This is a genomic window from Stenotrophomonas sp. WHRI 8082 (genome assembly GCF_040223995.2).
Taxonomy (GTDB): Bacteria; Pseudomonadota; Gammaproteobacteria; order Xanthomonadales; family Xanthomonadaceae; genus Stenotrophomonas.
This window is the reverse complement of sequence record NZ_CP167826.1, coordinates 3,699,206-3,715,523: the sequence shown is the minus strand read 5'-3', so window position 1 is coordinate 3,715,523 and position 16,318 is coordinate 3,699,206. Positions and strand designations below refer to the sequence as shown.

General features: G+C 65.6%; 15 protein-coding genes. 8 read left to right on the top strand and 7 right to left on the bottom strand.

The features are described 5' to 3' along the window. Genes ABRP17_RS16205 through ABRP17_RS16195 form a run of 3 tightly spaced genes read left to right on the top strand, consistent with a single transcriptional unit; the run spans nt 1 to nt 3,369 of the window. Nucleotides 1–1,290, top strand: a complete 1,290-nt coding sequence (locus ABRP17_RS16205) for a D-tagatose-bisphosphate aldolase, class II, non-catalytic subunit (protein WP_192079969.1) — start codon at nt 1–3, stop codon at nt 1,288–1,290. Further along, complete coding sequence (locus ABRP17_RS16200) at nt 1,277–2,437, top strand: SIS domain-containing protein (RefSeq protein ID WP_349984525.1); 1,161 nt, start codon at nt 1,277–1,279, stop codon at nt 2,435–2,437. Before ABRP17_RS16205 ends, ABRP17_RS16200 begins: the two co-directional genes overlap by 14 nt. After that, a complete protein-coding gene (locus ABRP17_RS16195; RefSeq protein WP_349984526.1) occupies nt 2,434–3,369 on the top strand; it encodes a BadF/BadG/BcrA/BcrD ATPase family protein in 936 nt (311 codons plus the stop codon). Before ABRP17_RS16200 ends, ABRP17_RS16195 begins: the two co-directional genes overlap by 4 nt. Nucleotides 3,370–3,463: 94 nt before the next feature. Here ABRP17_RS16195 and ABRP17_RS16190 read toward each other — a convergent pair whose 3' ends face one another. The 3 genes from ABRP17_RS16190 to ABRP17_RS16180 form a co-directional block, all read right to left on the bottom strand. Further along, on the bottom strand, nt 3,464–4,243 hold the full coding sequence (locus tag ABRP17_RS16190) for a hypothetical protein (RefSeq protein ID WP_349984527.1): 780 nt from the start codon (nt 4,241–4,243) through the stop codon (nt 3,464–3,466). A 267-nt stretch (nt 4,244–4,510) separates the two neighbouring features. Then, nucleotides 4,511–5,140 carry a LysE family translocator gene (locus tag ABRP17_RS16185; RefSeq protein WP_349984528.1) on the bottom strand — a complete coding sequence of 210 codons (630 nt, stop codon included), beginning with the start codon at nt 5,138–5,140 and terminating at the stop codon, nt 4,511–4,513. Beyond that, nucleotides 5,137–5,874: a YqcI/YcgG family protein gene (locus ABRP17_RS16180; protein WP_349984529.1), complete on the bottom strand. Its 738-nt coding sequence runs from the start codon at nt 5,872–5,874 to the stop codon at nt 5,137–5,139. Before ABRP17_RS16180 ends, ABRP17_RS16185 begins: the two co-directional genes overlap by 4 nt. Before the next feature lie 185 nt (nt 5,875–6,059). On the opposite strand from ABRP17_RS16180, the gene ABRP17_RS16175 reads away from it, so the two are divergent. Next, nucleotides 6,060–7,208, top strand: coding sequence for an aldo/keto reductase (locus tag ABRP17_RS16175; protein WP_349984530.1), 1,149 nt, complete (start codon nt 6,060–6,062; stop codon nt 7,206–7,208). Nucleotides 7,209–7,458: 250 nt separating this feature from the next. On the opposite strand, the gene ABRP17_RS16170 is transcribed toward ABRP17_RS16175, so the two are convergent. Next, nucleotides 7,459–8,193 (bottom strand): SDR family oxidoreductase, encoded by a 735-nt coding sequence (locus tag ABRP17_RS16170; RefSeq protein ID WP_349984531.1) that lies wholly within the window; start codon nt 8,191–8,193, stop codon nt 7,459–7,461. A 105-nt stretch (nt 8,194–8,298) separates the two neighbouring features. Here ABRP17_RS16170 and ABRP17_RS16165 point away from each other — a divergent pair, with 105 nt between their 5' ends. Next, nucleotides 8,299–9,201: a LysR family transcriptional regulator gene (locus tag ABRP17_RS16165; RefSeq protein ID WP_349984532.1), complete on the top strand. Its 903-nt coding sequence runs from the start codon at nt 8,299–8,301 to the stop codon at nt 9,199–9,201. Between the two features lie 110 nt (nt 9,202–9,311). Here the strand turns inward: ABRP17_RS16165 and ABRP17_RS16160 are convergent, their stop codons facing one another. Beyond that, nucleotides 9,312–10,109 (bottom strand): helix-turn-helix transcriptional regulator, encoded by a 798-nt coding sequence (locus tag ABRP17_RS16160; protein ID WP_349984533.1) that lies wholly within the window; start codon nt 10,107–10,109, stop codon nt 9,312–9,314. A gap of 71 nt (nt 10,110–10,180) precedes the next feature. Here ABRP17_RS16160 and ABRP17_RS16155 point away from each other — a divergent pair, with 71 nt between their 5' ends. From ABRP17_RS16155 to ABRP17_RS16145, 3 genes are all read left to right on the top strand, one after another. Further along, complete coding sequence (locus ABRP17_RS16155) at nt 10,181–11,407, top strand: MFS transporter (protein ID WP_349984534.1); 1,227 nt, start codon at nt 10,181–10,183, stop codon at nt 11,405–11,407. 140 nt (nt 11,408–11,547) lie between these two features. Next, nucleotides 11,548–12,324 (top strand): HipA family kinase, encoded by a 777-nt coding sequence (locus ABRP17_RS16150; protein WP_349984535.1) that lies wholly within the window; start codon nt 11,548–11,550, stop codon nt 12,322–12,324. Continuing rightward, the gene (locus ABRP17_RS16145) at nt 12,302–12,694 is read left to right on the top strand and encodes a DUF3037 domain-containing protein (RefSeq protein WP_349984536.1); all 393 of its coding nucleotides are present in this window, start codon (nt 12,302–12,304) and stop codon (nt 12,692–12,694) included. The genes ABRP17_RS16150 and ABRP17_RS16145 overlap by 23 nt, the downstream gene beginning before the upstream one ends. Nucleotides 12,695–12,854: 160 nt before the next feature. Here ABRP17_RS16145 and ABRP17_RS16140 read toward each other — a convergent pair whose 3' ends face one another. Continuing rightward, nucleotides 12,855–13,346, bottom strand: a complete 492-nt coding sequence (locus tag ABRP17_RS16140; protein WP_349984537.1) for a transposase — start codon at nt 13,344–13,346, stop codon at nt 12,855–12,857. Between the two features lie 258 nt (nt 13,347–13,604). Beyond that, complete coding sequence (gyrA, locus tag ABRP17_RS16135) at nt 13,605–16,316, bottom strand: DNA gyrase subunit A (RefSeq protein WP_349984538.1); 2,712 nt, start codon at nt 16,314–16,316, stop codon at nt 13,605–13,607. Nucleotides 16,317–16,318: the final 2 nt, after the last annotated feature.

Genomic DNA, 16,318 nt, shown 5'->3' with positions numbered 1-16,318 from the left:
ATGCACGTTCTGCTCGACCTGGTCGCGCGGCATCGGCAAGGCCACGCCATCGGCGTGACCTCGATCTGCTCGGCCCATCCCTTGGTCATCGAGGCCAGCCTGCGCCACGCGCAGCGCACCGGTCAGGATCTGCTGTTGTTCGAGGCGACCTGCAACCAGGTCAACCAGGATGGCGGCTATACCGGCATGCGACCGGCAGACTTCGTGCGCTTCGTGCATGACATCGCCGAGCGCGTGGGTTTCGACGCCGGCCGCATCGTGCTCGGTGGCGATCATCTGGGTCCCAACCCGTGGACGTCGCTGGACGCGGCGGCCGCGATGGACAAGGCTGAGGTGATGGTCGGTGAGTACGTCGCTGCCGGCTTCCGCAAGATCCACCTGGACTGCTCGATGGCCTGCAGTGGCGACCCGGAGCCGTTGCCGGAAGCCGAGATCGTAAGGCGTGCCGTACGCCTGTGCCGTGCCGCGGAGGCCGCGTGGCAGCAGGCCGGTGGCGAGGCGCCGGTGTATGTGATCGGCACCGAAGTGCCCGTGCCCGGCGGCGCCACGGAGTCGATCGAAGGCCTGGCGGTGACCACTGCCGATGCCGCGCTGGCCACCATCCAGGCGCATCGCGTCGCCTTCGAGGCCGCCGGCCTGGGCGAGGCGTGGCTGCGCGTGCTGGCCTCGGTGGTGCAACCGGGCGTGGAGTTCGACCACCACGACGTCATCGACTACGACAGCAGCAAGGCACAGGCGCTCAGCCAGTCGGTCACCACGGTGCCGGGGCTGGTCTTCGAAGCGCATTCCACCGACTACCAGACCCGCGATGCGCTGGCCGCGCTGGTGCGTGATCACTTCGCGATCCTGAAGGTGGGTCCGGGCCTGACATTCGCCCTGCGCGAAGCACTGTGGGGACTCGATGCCATCGAGCGCGAGTGGATCGCCGATGACCAGCGCGCGCGGCTGCGCGAGGTCACCCTGCGCCGCATGCAGGATGCACCCGGCTATTGGCAGCGCTATTACCACGGCGAAGGCCGTGCCCTGTCCACCGATCTGCAGTACAGCCTCAGCGACCGCATCCGCTACTACTGGCCTGACCCGCAGATCGAAGCGGCGCGGGTGCAGCTGTTCGACAACCTGCGGGCCGACCCGCCGCCGATGCCGCTCATCGGCCAGTACCTTCCCCATGCCTTGAACGCGGTGCGCAACGGAACGGCAACGTTCGATCCGCAGTCCCTGGCCATGGCCCATATCAGCGCTGTCCTCGATGACTACCACCATGCATGCACGAACCATGACCTCACCTGACATTCTCGGTTTCCCCGAACCGACGCTGGAAGCGAACGGTGCACTGTGGACCGCGCGCGAGATCGCCCAGCAACCGGACATGCTGCAGGCCACCGATGCCCTGGTGGCGACGATGGCCGATCAGCTGCGCGCGTTCGTCGGGCCCCTGATCGATGACCCATCCGCGCGCGTCGTGCTGACCGGTGCGGGCACATCGGCCTACATCGGCCAATGCCTTGCACCGCTGCTGGACCGCCAGTTGGCCGCGCGCGTGGACGCCGTGCCGACCACCGACATCGTCTGCGCACCGCGCCTGTACCTGGACCCGACCCAGCGCCTGCTGCTGGTGTCCTTCGGGCGTTCCGGCAACAGTCCGGAAAGTCTGGCAGCGGTCGAGCTGGCCGAATCGCTGGTCGATGAGGTGCACCATCTGGTGGTGACCTGCAATCCCACCGGCGCGTTGGCGCGGGTGCCCGTGGCCCGCTCGATGACCCTGCTGCTGCCCGAGCAGACGCACGACACCAGCTTTGCGATGACCTCCAGTTTCAGCTGCATGATGTACGCCACGCTGGCCGCGCTGGTGCCTGCCAGCGTGCGCGGCGGTCGCGTCGACGCCATTGCGGCGGCCACCGCGCAGGTGATCGACACCGCCCTGCCCCTGCTCCACACCTTGGCCGAAGCCCGCCATGACCGCGTGGTGTATCTGGGCAGCGGGCTGCTGCAGGGCCTGGCGCGCGAAGCCACGCTGAAGCTCGGCGAGCTGACCAACGGGGCCGTTGTCACGTGCTATGACTCACCGCTGGGATTCCGCCATGGTCCGAAGACCTTCGTCACCGATTCCACGCTGGTGGTGGTGTTCGTGTCCAACGATCCGCACACGCGGCGCTACGACCACGACCTGATCGACGAACTGCGCCGCGACGGCTGTGCGGCGCGGGTGATCGAGATCTCCGCCCAGCCGCGCGATGCGGCCGCCGCCGATACGCTGGCGGTGCGCGGGCTGCAGGACGCACACGATGTCGAGCTCCTGTGGCCCTATGTCGCCGCGGCGCAGATCTACGCGTTCCTGCATTCGCTGGCGCGCGGGGTGACACCGGACAATCCGAACCCGGCCGGCATCGTCAACCGCGTGGTACAGGGCGTGCAGTTGTACGCGTTGGACGCATGAGTGGCGCGCTGTACCTGGGCGTGGACGGTGGCGGCACCAAGACCCGCTTCGCCCTGATCGATGCGCAGGCCACGCTGCTGGCCGAGGCGCAGCTGGGGACGACGTATCACCCGCAGGTGGGGCTGGACGGCGTGCGTGCGATTCTTGCTGAAGGCATCGAGCAGGTCCTGACGCAGGTTGACGCAGGACGCGAGGCCATCCGCCAGGCGTTCTTCGGCCTGCCTGCGTACGGCGAAGACAGCCGCGCCACTGCCCGGCTGCAGTCGATTCCCGGGGACGTGCTGGGTCACGCACGTTACAGCTGCGACAACGACATGGTCTGTGGCTGGGCCGGGTCGTTGGCCTGCGCCGATGGCATCAACATCATCGCCGGCACGGGCTCGATGGGCTACGGACGTCGCGGTGCGGCCTCTGCACGTGCCGGCGGCTGGGGAGAAGCGTTTTCCGATGAAGGGTCGGCGTACTGGATTGCCGTGCAGGGGCTCAATGCGTTCTCGCGGATGAGTGATGGCCGCCTGCCGCGCGGGCCGCTGCACGGCATCCTGCGCGAGCACTTCCAGCTGGGCGAGCACGACCTGGACATCTGCGCGCATGTGTACGGCGAGGGCCACGGCTCACGGGGTGAGTTGGCGCAGCTGTCGCCGCTGGTATCGCGCGCAGCACAGGCTGGCGACCCGGTGGCCGCCTCGATCTTCGAGCGGGCCGGGCACGAGTTGGCTGCCATCGCCGACGCGCTGCGCATCAACCTGGACTTCCAGGCCGGCGAGCCGGTGCCGCTGTCCTGGTCGGGCGGTGCATTCAGTGCCGGCGATGCGTTGATGCGTCCTTTCTCGACCGCGCTGCACGCTGCCAGCCCGCACTTCACCCTGCAGGCACCCCAGCATCCACCGCATTACGGTGCCGCACTGTACGCGCGCCTGCTGGCGCACTGACGCTGTAACGAAGATGGGTGGGGCCGCGCCACGTTCGCGGCCCTCGCGGCCACGACCATGATGGCTGTCAGGTCTCCACGCGCATTGCGCAGCGTTACCTGATGCCAGCATGGGCACATCCGCCGCTGTCCCTGTTCAACGGTAGGACATGTTCCGACGACAGGGTTCCGCCACGTCGCAACGTCTCGGCCGCACATGAAATCCATTTTTTTAATGCAGTGTCATCGATGTGCATTGCAGCGCTTACCTGTTCAGCCGATTCTTCGCCCCGCAGTCGCTGCACAAGCGGACCGTCGAACTGGTCAGGCGAGACCACCGCGCCGTGTTCGACGCTGGAATAAGTCGGCCCCACGACCATTGCGGCCCACAGCTCCGTGCGTATCGCACCGGTGGCGACACTGTCGTGATCCAGGCCGAAGTCGAACCATGTCGTATCCCAGTCAAGCACGCCACCGGAGAAAAGTGCGGCGTACAACTCACCGATGACGGACTGCTGCCACCCCATGATGCTCACGAGCACCTTTGGGGGTACGGGCACATCTGTTCTGGACTCCAGCAATGACTTGACCGCATGATGGCGCGTGAAGCCGGGCAGACCCGGATACGCCTTGCGCTCGCTGGTTGGCAGTGCGCTGACCGCGGCAACGAGGCCTCTCAACGCATCGGCATACGGCGCCATCGTCGCTTGTTCCAAGCGCGGACTGATGCGGCGCCAGGCATCATCGTCTCCGAGACCGAGAACGATCTGTTGCAGGCGCGATGGATCCGAGGTGCGACCTGTGGCGCTTCCCTGCCTCGCCTCCCATACCGCAGGAAGCCCTTGGCTCCAATCCACTCGCGGCGGATCGAACGAGCGCACGAGCGGGGCCTGCATGGCAGCTCCATTGCCAACTGCTCGCAGCGAGAGCGGGCCGGGAGCGGTCGTACTCACGTGCGCGCCCGGTGCGGAGGGCTCTCGCAGGATGGAGCGGCTGCCAAGAGGGGACATCGGAAACACGGGGGATAGCGCGCCTGATTTCACGAATTTCAGTAAAACTGTTCGCCTGCGGATACGCTTTCGCATTCCGCTCAACATGGGCGAGCTGACCCGTGGCACGGTGCTGACCTGCGATGACGCACTGCCGCCACGGCCGCTTGGCCGTCATCCCGAGGTCGTCCACAACGCCCGTCCGGCAAACGCCACCCCCACCAGTGCCACAACGATCAGCAGCACGCCCGAGCATCGCAGCAGCGCACGCTGCAGCACCGGTCGAAGCAGTCGACGCACCAACTGGAACATCACCATCAGCGTAGCGAAATCAAGCGCCACCCAGAGCAGTGTCAGCACCACGAGGCTGAGTGCCGGCTGCGGCATGATGCCGATGAACTGCGGGAAGAACGAGGCGAAGAAGATGATGTCCTTGGGGTTGGCGATGGCGACCATGAAGCCTTTGCCGAAGCCGCCGACACCGCCACCTGCCTGCGGCCGGCCTTCGAAGGGGACCGCGCGCAGCAGCCCCCAGCCGACGTAGCCGATGTACAGCGCCCCCAGCAGTTTGATGCCGTTGAAGTACGCCTCATCGATGGCCAGCAGACCCTGGACCATGAGCGCCGACAGCGCGATCAGCAGCAGCGAGGCCGCATTGGTACCGGCGATGGTCGACAACGCGCGCCTCGGCCCACCGGACAGTCCCGCACTGACCACCAGGATCATCACCGGGCCCGGCAGCGCGATCATCACCGTGACCGTCACGATGTACAGCAGCAACAGGTTCAGATCGAATCCGATCATCGGAGGCGCCTGCGCTGCGTGGAGAACGGGCAGCAGGCAGGCGCCTCCAGCCCTGGCTCGTCCAGCTGGTACTGCATCCATTCGCGGTTGCCCGGTTCGCCATGGAATCCCAGGCTCGCCGGCGCAGGTGCCTGGTTGTAGCTTTCCACGCGACTGCGGATCCGCGCGCGCAACGTGCGCCCATGCGGCGAGGCCGCGCTGGCGACCACGTCGAAGTTCTCGCGCGGGTTGACCACCAGCACCAGGCATCGGCCCAGGTTGCGACTCTTCAGTTGCACATGGGCGGCCGAGCTGATGTTGACGAACAACGGCACGCCGTTGAAGCAGAAACTCCAAGCCGGGTCGTCGGTTTCATCGGGCACCTTCGCAGGCCATGCCTGCGGATCGTAGCGATGCAGCCACTCCAGCAGTTGCCACGCCGCCGCGTGCTGGTCCATTGGCTGCTCGTCTTCCTCGTTGCGGAAGACCAGACACAGCGGCCGATAGAGACGCTCCTCGATGGCGACCGTCTTGACCATGTCCGTATAGGCGGCCAGTGCTTCACGCGCGGCAACGTAGCGATCGCGCTCGCAGAACTGGAACCAGATGGAACCGGCCCGCCACGCCTTGCGTGCGAACAGACACGGAAAATCGGCATCCGCCAGCCGCTGGCTGATTTCTTCGCGTGCCACCTGCTGCCATGCAGGCAGTTCGAGACCGGTATCGCTGCCTGTTTCTTTGCCTGCACCCTGCATCGCACTCTCCCCCTCCGTTGCATGGGAAAAGCCTAGGGAGCGCGCTGGCAGCGCACTTGCAGGAATCGCTCGCCACCGGCGTAACGGGCCTCGGCGATGGCCGTTCCCGCTGCGTTGAGACGGTGCCGCGATAAGGTCGTGTGGCTTGCGAGCGCCCTGCACGCCTTCCCCTCCAGGAGACCCCAGTGAACTCACGACGTCAGTTTCTTTCCCTTGCCGCGGCCAGCGCGGCGGTCATGGCGGCCTCGCCGTTGTTCGCGCAGTCACCGGCACCGGGCAGCGTGCTGCCCACGCGTGGCACACCCCGCAGCGGCAGCAGCCCGGTTGCGCGACCGCAGCCCGCGGGTGGCCGCTACCGTCCGCCGACCCGCATGGGACTCGGCGGTGCGCCCTTGGGAGGCAGCCTGGCACCCACTACCCGTGACGCAGCACAGGCCACCATGGCGGCGGCGTGGGCATCGGGCGTCCGCCTTTTCGACACCTCGCCCTGGTATGGGCTGGGCCTGAGCGAGCGGCGCATGGGCAATGAACTGCACCTGCACCCCGCCGATCAGTACACCCTCAGCAGCAAGGTCGGTCGCCTGCTCACCGGCACGTCCGGCCCCCTGCAGAAAACCAACTGGCACGATCCGGCGCCGTTCCGTTATCGCTACGACTATTCCGCAGACGGCGCACGGCGTTCCGTGGAAGACAGCCTCAACCGGTTGGGCGTGTCGCAGTTGGATATCGTGTTCATCCACGACCTGTCGCCGGAGAACGAAAAAGACCTCGGCATGCCGTGGGAACAGCGCTTTGCCGAAGCACTGCGCGGCGCCATGCCGGAACTGTCGAAGATGCGCGAGGAAGGCTTGATCAAAGGCTGGGGGTTCGGGGTGAACCGGCCGCAACCGGCTCTGCGCGCGGTGGCCGAATCGGATCCGGACATCATGCTGCTGGCCTGCCAGTACTCACTGCTGGACCACGAAACCACCCTGCGCGACACCTTCCCGAAGCTCGCTGAAAAAGGCGTTTCGGTGATGGTGGGCTCACCGCTGTTGGCGGGCTACCTGACCGGCCGCGAGCGCTATCTGTACGGCAGCCCGATCCCGGAGTGGGCGCCGGCCAAGCGCGCCAAGATCGCCGCGATCTGCGAGCGCCATGGCATCGACCTGCGCACCGCGGCGCTGCAGTTTGCCGACGCGCCGTCGGTGGTCTCGTGCATTGTCCCCGGTGCACGGACGCCCGAGCAGGTCCGCGCGAACGTCGCGTCGATGTCCATCGCCATCCCGGCGGATTTCTGGGCGGAACTGAAGAAAGAAAAACTGATTGCCGCCGACGCCGAAGTGCCCGCATGACGCGTGGATCGTGCGGTGGATTGATCGCTTGGTAGATTGATCGCTTGGTGGATTGATCGCGCGGTGGATTGACGGCGCGATGGATTGATCGTGCGGTGGATTGATCGCTTGGTAGAGCCGACTTCAGTCGGCTGCTGTTGGCGCGCCCGCCGTCCCGCATTCCGCCGAGCATGGCTCGGCGCTACCAGGGCTGCGGTCTCCATTTCGTGCGGGCTGCGGGTCTCGGTTCCTCACAGCGTCCGTGCGGAAATCAATGCGGACTGGCGGTCGGACGGACGATGATCTCACTGGTATCCACATCAGCCGGCTGCGCCACCGCAAACGCGATCGCACGTGCCACTGCCTCGGCCGGAATCGCCGTCGCGCGGAACGCCTTCATTTCCTCGCGGCCCTGCGCATCGGAAATACTGTCCGCCAGTTCGGACGTGGTGACACCCGGGCTGATGGTGGTCACCCGTAACGACGGACTCTCCTGCCGCAGCCCCTCGGAGATCGCCCAGACCGCGTACTTGGTTGCGCAGTAGACCGCCGCCGTCGGTGACACCGCATGCGCCCCGATGGAGGCAATGTTGATCACCTGCCCGTAGCCCTGCGCCTGCATCTGCGGCAGCACCGCTGCGATCCCGTGCAGCACCCCGCGGATGTTGACGTCGATCATGCGATCCCACTCATCCAGCTTCAACGACGCCAGCGGGGACAGCGGCATGACCCCTGCGTTGTTGATGATCACGTCCACCCGCCCGTAGGTCTCCACGGCACGCTGGACGAAATCCGCCGTCTGCGTTCGATCGGTGACATCCAGCGCCAGCGCCATCGCGGTTCCGCCGGCAGCCTGGATCTCGGTCACCAGTGCCTGCAACCGATCGATGCGGCGCGCCCCCAGCACCACCGTAGCGCCCTGCTGCGCAAGCAGCCGCGCGGTGGCCTCGCCGATCCCGCTGCTGGCCCCGGTGATGAGCACGATCTTGTCCTGAATCTGGTTCATGGCGAACTCCTGTGGCGACTTCATGGAAGAGCGGTCACCTTACGAGCGTGTCAGTGTCCAGAGAACTCCCCGTCCGCTGGACAGAGTGGTTAGTATCGGTAACCAATGGACACCGATCTCAACCTGCTGCGCCTGTTCCTTGCCGTTGCCGAGGGAGGCAACTTCCGTGCGGCGGCTGATCGCCTGGGCGTAACCCGCTCTGCGGTGAGCCAAGGCATCCGGCGACTGGAGGACGGCCTGGGCACCGCGCTGGTGCAGCGCTCCACCCGCAGCGTGCGGCTGACCGAGGCCGGCGAGCGGCTGCTCAGCCAAATCGCCGCGCCATTGAACGTCGTTGCCTCGGCACTCGAAGATGCCGCCAGTGTCGGCGAGCCACGCGGCCTGCTGCGCGTTGCGGTGACCTCCATCGCCGAGCGCTTCCTGTCCGGGGCGCTGATATCCCACTTCCTGCAGACGCATCCCGGCATCACGCTGGATGTCACCGTCACCGACGCGCCATCGGACATCGTGGCGGCTGGCTTCGACGCGGGCGTGCGGCTGGGTGAGGTGATCGAACAGGACATGGTGGCCATCGCGCTTACCGGTCCGCAGCGCGAGGTCGTCGTCGCCTCGCCCGGCTATGTCGCGGAGCATGGCGCTCCCTCGCATCCCGGCGAGCTCTCCCGCCACCGCTGCATCGGCTGGCGACCCGCGCCGGAAGCAGCGCCCTATCGCTGGGAGTTTGCCGAGGGCGGCCGCGCGTTCGACGTCACCGTATCCCCGCAGTTGACCACCAACGACATGTTGCTGATGGTCCGTACCGCGCTGTCCGGCGGGGGCATCACCTTCGGCATGGAAGAAACCTTCGCCCCGTACATCGCGCGCGGCGAATTGGTGACGATGCTGGAGACGTACCTGCCGCCCTTCCCTGGCTTCTTTCTGTATTTCCCAAGCCGCCATAACCCGCCGGCCAAGCTGCGCGCACTGATAGACCACATCCGCGCCCACACCCCGGCAGCCGATGGGTAGAGTCGACGGGTAGAGCCGACTTCAGTCGGCTGCACCGAACCAGCCGGCTTAAGCCGGCTCTACCAATAGCGGCGCCGGCTGAAGCCGGCTCTACCAACGGCGGCTATGCGTCAGCGGAAAAACTGGCTTGGACTGAGGCCGAACCGCTTCTTGAACATGCTGGCAAACGCACTGGGGCTGTCATACCCCAACGCCAGGGCGACATCGATCACCTTGCCGCCCTGCGCCAGCCGTTCCAACGCACGCAGAAGGCGCGCCTGCTGCCGCCACTGCCCGAACGTCATGCCCAACTCGCGCGCGCACAGACGTTGGATGGTCTTTACGTCGATCTGCAGGCGCTGCGCCCAGTCCTGCAGGGTCGAGGCATCGTGGGGCGTGCGCTCCCAGTAACGTGCAATGCGCCGCAGACGTGGATCGCGGGGTTCGGGGAGGTGCAGCGGCAGCACGGGGAGGGTCTGCAATTCGTCAATGATCAACTGCATGAGCCGGCCGTCACGGGAATCCGGCGCGTAGGGCTGGGGCACCTCGACTGCAGCGTGGATCAGCGCGGCGAGCAAGGGGGTGATCGACACCGTGGACGCTTCGGCGGCTGCATGCGGCATCGCCTGTGGCGCGATATACAGGCTGCGCATACGCACCGGCCCCAGGCAATCGACCCGATGCCCGACCCCGGCAGGCATCCAGATCGCGCGCGTGCTGGGCACCACCCAGCGACCCGTGCCGGCATGCACCACCAGCACCCCGCTTTCGGCATAGACCAGTTGGTGCCGATCTGGGTGATGGTGCAGCGGGATGACGGTATCGGCCTGATAGTTGCGCGCCCGGCAGAACACCGCCGTGGACGGGCCTATCGGCAGGGGACGCCCCTGACCGGCAGGCGCCGAACTGTCCTTTTCTCGATGATCCATGACCATATCGCGCGGGAGGGACTTCGGCGGCGACTTTACCATGCGGCTCCCCCCGCTGATGCAGCGCGCCCATGTCCAGTACCACCCCTTCATTGTCATCCTCCGTCGCTGCACCGCGCCGTCGCTTGGTCGGCGGCGTCCTTGCCGCGATCACCGGCTCGCATCTGGTCAACGACATGATGCAGTCGCTGATCCTGGCGCTTTATCCGATCCTGAAGGGGCAGTTCCATCTCAGCTTCGCCCAGATCGGCCTGATCACCCTCACCTACCAGCTCACTGCGTCGCTGTTCCAGCCACTCATCGGGCTGCGCACGGACCGTCGTCCCGCCCCCTACTCCCTGCCCTTCGGCATGGTGTCCACGCTGTGTGGTCTGATGTTGTTGGCCTATGCCCCCAGCTTCACGCTGGTGCTGGCAGCTGCCATGTTGGTGGGTATCGGGTCGGCGATCTTCCACCCTGAATCCTCGCGCATCGCACGCTTGGCTTCTGGTGGTCGGCATGGCTTGTCACAGTCGGTGTTCCAGGTCGGCGGCAATACCGGCACCGCGATCGGTCCGTTGCTGGCGGCGGCGGTGATCGTCCCTAACGGCCGTACCAGTGTGGCGTGGTTTGCCGGCGCAGCGCTGATCGGCATCGCACTGCTGACCTATGTCAGCCGGTGGTATCAGCAGCACTTGGCCAGCGTGGCAGCGGAACCACGGCGGCCGCGTTCCGCAGACCCTGCCGCATCGGCGGAGGTGCTTCCTGCCCGTACGGTGCGCTGGGTGATCGGCATCCTGCTGGTGCTGATCTTCAGCAAGTACTTCTACATCGCCGGCCTGAGCAGCTATTACACGTTCTTCCTGATACAGAAGTTCCATGTGTCCGTGCAGAGCGCACAGATGCATCTGTTCGCGTTCCTGCTGGCGTCTGCCGCGGGCACCTTGATCGGCGGTCCGGTGGGCGACCGCATCGGCCGCAAGCCGGTGATCTGGGCCTCCATCCTCGGCGTGGCGCCGTTCGCCCTCGCCCTGCCGTACGTGGACCTGGCCTGGACCGGCGTGCTGGCGGTGATCATCGGCTTTGTGCTGTCTTCTGCGTTCTCGGCGATCCTGGTGTATGCGCAGGAACTGATGCCGCATCGCATCGGCACCGTGTCCGGCTTGTTCTTCGGCTTCGCCTTCGGCATGGGCGGACTGGGCGCCGCCGTGCTCGGCGTGCTGGCCGACCACACCGGTATCGTGCGCGTGTACCAGCTGATCTCCTTCCTGCCTCTGCTCGGCATCGTCGCCGCCCTGCTGCCGAACCGCCGTGCATGACAGCGCAGAGCCGACGTCAGTCGGATGCCTACACCCCGTGCCCTCCGACCACTCCGCCGAGCACGGCTCGGCGCTACCTGGGCATGCTTGGATCATCGCCCTTGCGGTAATCTTGCGGTCCCCCGCCCAAGGAAGCTGCCGTGCGCACCGTGCACGCCCTGCGTTATGTCACCCCGCTGCGCGAAGGGGGATCGCTGCCCGCCATTGTCGAGACCGACGATGACGGGATGGTGGTACTAAAGTTCCGCGGTGCCGGGCAAGGCCCCAAGGCGCTCATTGCCGAACTGATTGCCGGCGAGCTTGCCCGAACGCTGGACCTGCCGATTCCGGAGATCATGTTCGTCGAGCTGGACCGCGAGTTCGCCCGCACCGAACCCGATCCGGAAATCCAGGAACTGATTCGCGCCAGTGAGGGCCTGAATCTGGGCAGTGATTATCTTCCCGGGGCCATCAATTACGATCCTGCGGCCATGCCCGTCGAGGCGGATCTGGCTTCGCGCATCGTCTGGTTCGATGCGTTCACCAGCAATGTGGATCGTACTGCGCGCAATCCCAACCTGATGGTCTGGCATCGCAAGCTGTACCTGATCGACCACGGTGCAGCGATGTACTTCCACCACGACTGGGACAGTGCGGGTGAAGCCTGCACGAAGCCGTTCGTGCTGATCCGTGACCACGTGCTGTTACCGTTTGCCTCATGCATTGCCGATGTCGACGAGGCGCTGGCGGCGCGCCTGCCGCCGCAGGAGATCGAGCGCATCGTGGCCTTGGTGCCCGATGCCTGGCTGGTCAACGAGCCGGCTTTTCCGACCCCGGCGATGTACCGACAGGCATACGTCGACTATTTCGTCCATCGCCTGCGCGTCCGCGCCGCCTTCGTCCAGGAGGCCATCCGTGCCCACGCTGCACACGTATGACTACGCGGTTATCCGCGTGGTACCCCGGGTTGACCGCGAGGAGTTCATCAACGTCGGCGTGATCGTGTCCTGCCCCGGCGCCCAGCACCTGGAAGCCGCAATCGAGGTCGATCCGGCGCGCTTGCGTGCATTCGCACCGACGCTCGAACTTCAGGACCTGCAGCCGTGGCTGGACGCCATCGTGGCCATCTGCCGCGGCGACGCCGGCGCCGGCCCCATCGCGCAACTGCCGGCGCGGGCCCGCTTCCACTTTCTGACGGCAAAACGCAGTTCAGTGGTGCAGATGTCGAGCACCCATGTCGGCCGGACCGCCGACCCGCAGGGGGTGGTGGAGCATCTGCTGAAGAAGATGGTGCGGGTCCCGACCTAGTTGTCTGACACCCCGCGAACGGCTGGCGGGGGGAGTAGAGCCGACTTCAGTCGGCTTGTGTGACACCGCTGCGGATGGTGGAGAGGTAGAGCCGACTTCAGTCGGCTTGCGTGACACCGCGCGAACCGCAGCCGGCTGAAGCCGGCTCTACCTGCTGCGGTCACGTAACGGGTGCCTGGGGGTCGTCTATTTCTTCGCGCGTCCATCGGCACCCGGTGTGCGGGTATTCGCCGAGGGTGGTGGCGAGACCTGCGCGGATGGGGTTGGCCAGGATGTAGCGGGCGTGCTTGTGCAGCGATGCGTCTGCCCGGACGGCGTGGTCGTGATACCCCGGTTGCCAGATCGCGCCACCCCGGCCTCGCTGCCGATTGATCTGCAGACTGCTCCCCCCTTTCATGGATTGCATGCACTGCGCCAGTGATCCTTGCTGCAGTTGGAAGAGCCAGTGCAGATGGTCTGGCAGGGCAACCCATGCGAACGTGCTGGTGACGCCTCGGACGTCGTGAGACGCGATGACCTCCCTGATGATGGCTAGGTTGGCGGGGTCAAGGAACAGCGGCGCACGGTGGCGGCAGATCGTGGTGACGGCGTAGACGTTGCCGAGCGAGGAGTGGCGGCCGAGGTGGAGGCGTGGGCTGGACATGCTGTCCATGGTGGGCAGCACCGGGGGGGCACGGAATCGGCGCACAGCGGTAAGTGGGGTGAGAGATGCACCCTGAGTGGCGACGGCGGGGGTAGAGCCGACTTCAGTCGGCTGGTTCACTAGTCTGCGAACGGCAGCCGACTGAAGTCGGCTCTACCTGCTGCGGTTGGGCTTCCTGCGAAAGGCAGCCGACTGAAGTCGGCTCTACCGTCTACATGCGGCCGGTATAACGAAAAACGCCGGCTTGGGGCCGGCGTTCTTCGTTCATCACTCCTGCGGCGTCTCGTCGCCTGGCACCGGGGCAGTGGGTGCTTCGGTGGTGGTGTCGACCGCCACGTCCAGCTCCTCCGCTTCGATGAAGGCATCCATCCGCTCGACGGCCTGCAGTTTCTCTTCCTTCGACAAGCGGATCAGGGTGACGCCCTGGGTGTTGCGGCCGACACGGCTGATTTCCGAGCCGCGCGTACGCACCAAGGTACCGCCATCGGAGATCAGCAGCACTTCGTCGGCCGGCCCCATCAGCACCGCAGCGACCAGCTTGCCGTTGCGCTCACTGGTCTGGATGCCGATCACACCCTGCGTGCCGCGACCCTTGCGCGGATACTCCGGCAGCGGCGTGCGCTTGCCGTAGCCGTTCTCGGTGGCGGTCAGGATGAACTGCATGCCTGCCTCGTCACCGACGTCGACCACGACGTCCGCGCTCTCCACGCTGGTGTCTTCGACGGTGCTGTCGTCCTCGATCTCTTCCTCAACGCCGCCGGCACTCTCTGCGACGATCAGGCTGACGACTTCCTCACCCTTGGGCATCTTGATGCCGCGCACGCCGGTGGCGGTGCGGCCCATCGAGCGGACCTTGTCTTCACCGAAGCGCACGGTCTTGCCATTCGATGCGAACAGCAGGATGTCCCGCACACCGTCGGTCAACCCGACGCCGACCAGGGCATCGCCCTCGTCGAGGTTGATGGCGATCTTGCCGCGCGCAAGACGGAACGCGAACTCGCTGAGCGGCGTTTTCTTTACCGTACCGTTGCGGGTGGCGAAGAACACGAACTGGCCTTCGGTGTACTCGCGCACCGGCAATACGGCCTGCACGCGTTCACCCGGCTCCAGCGGAATCCAGTTGATGATCGGGCGGCCACGGGCATTGGAGCCGGCCTCCGGCAACTGGTGCACCGGCAGCCAGAACACCTTGCCCGCGCTGGTGAAGGTCAGCAGCGTGTCATGGGTGTTGACCAGCCAGAGCTGCTCGATGAAATCCTCTTCTTTCGTCGACGCGGCACTGCGGCCACGGCCGCCACGGCGCTGTGCACGGTACGCACTGACCGGCTGGCGCTTGGCGTAGCCCGCGTGCGACAACGTGACCACCACGTCTTCCGGCGCGATGAGGTCGAGGATGTCCAGGTCTTCTTCGCTGTGGCGGATCTCGGTGCGTCGTTCGTCGCCGAACTCTTCGCGCACGTTGATCAGCTCTTCGCGGATGACCTCCAGCAGGCGGTCCGGATTCTCCAGGATGTGGATCAGCCCGGCGATCACTTCCAACAGTTGCTTGTACTCGTCGGTCAGCCTGTCCTGCTCCAGCCCGGTCAGGCGGTGCAGGCGCATTTCCAGGATCTGCGTCGCCTGGATCTCGGTCAGCTGGTAGCCGCCTTCGATCAGGCCCACGCCCTTGGGCAGGTCTTCCGGGCGCGATGCTTCGGCGCCGGCAGCGCCCAGCAGCGAACCCACCAGGCCTGGATCCCACACGCGCGTCAGCATACGCTCGCGGGCTTCGTTCGGGTTGGCCGAGCTCTTGATCAGCTCGATCATCTCGTCGATGTTGGCCAGTGCAACGGTCAAGCCTTCCAGCACGTGGGCACGCGCGCGCGCCTTGCGCAGCTCGAACACGGTGCGGCGGGTGACCACTTCACGGCGATGGCGGACGAATGCCTCGAGCATCTGCTTGAGGTTCATCAACTGCGGACGGCCGTCGACCAGCGCCACCATGTTGATGCCGAACACCGATTCCATCTGGGTCTGCTGGTAGAGGTTGTTCAACACAACTTCCGCCGACTCGCCGCGCTTGATCTCGATGAAGATGCGCATGCCGTCCTTGTCGGACTCATCGCGCAGTTCGCTGATGCCTTCGAGTTTCTTTTCCTTGACCAGCTCGGCGATCTTCTCGATCAGACGCGCCTTGTTCACCTGGTACGGGATTTCGGTGACGATGATGGATTCGCGGCCGTTGTCGGCCACTTCCACATCCGCCTTGGCCCGGATGCGCACGCGGCCACGCCCGGTACGGTAACCGGCGATGATGCCGGCCGTGCCATTGACGATGCCGGCGGTGGGGAAATCCGGGCCCGGGATGTATTCCATCAGCCCATCGACGTCGATCTCCGGATTATCGATCAACGCGATGCAGGCGTTGATGGACTCGGTGAGATTGTGCGGCGGGATGTTGGTCGCCATGCCCACGGCAATACCGGCCGAGCCGTTGACCAGCAGGTTCGGGAACCGGGTCGGCATGACCGTCGGTTCGAGTTCCTTTTCGTCGTAGTTGGGCTGGAAATTGACCGTTTCCTTGTCCAGGTCAGCCATGAGTTCATGGGTGAGCTTGGACATGCGGGCTTCGGTGTAACGCATGGCCGCGGCGGAGTCACCGTCGACGGAACCGAAGTTGCCTTGGCCATCAACCAGCATGTAGCGCAGCGAGAACGGCTGTGCCATACGCACCAGCGTGTCGTACACCGACTGATCGCCATGCGGATGGTACTTACCGATGACGTCACCGACGATACGGGCCGACTTGAAGTAAGGCTTGTTGCTGTGCGCGTTCAACTCATTCATCGCGAACAGCACACGGCGATGCACGGGCTTGAGGCCGTCGCGCGCATCAGGCAATGCGCGCCCCACGATCACGCTCATCGCGTAATCGAGGTAGCTCTTGCGCATCTCGTCTTCCAGATTTACCTGGATGATTTCCTTGGCGGATTCTGCCATTC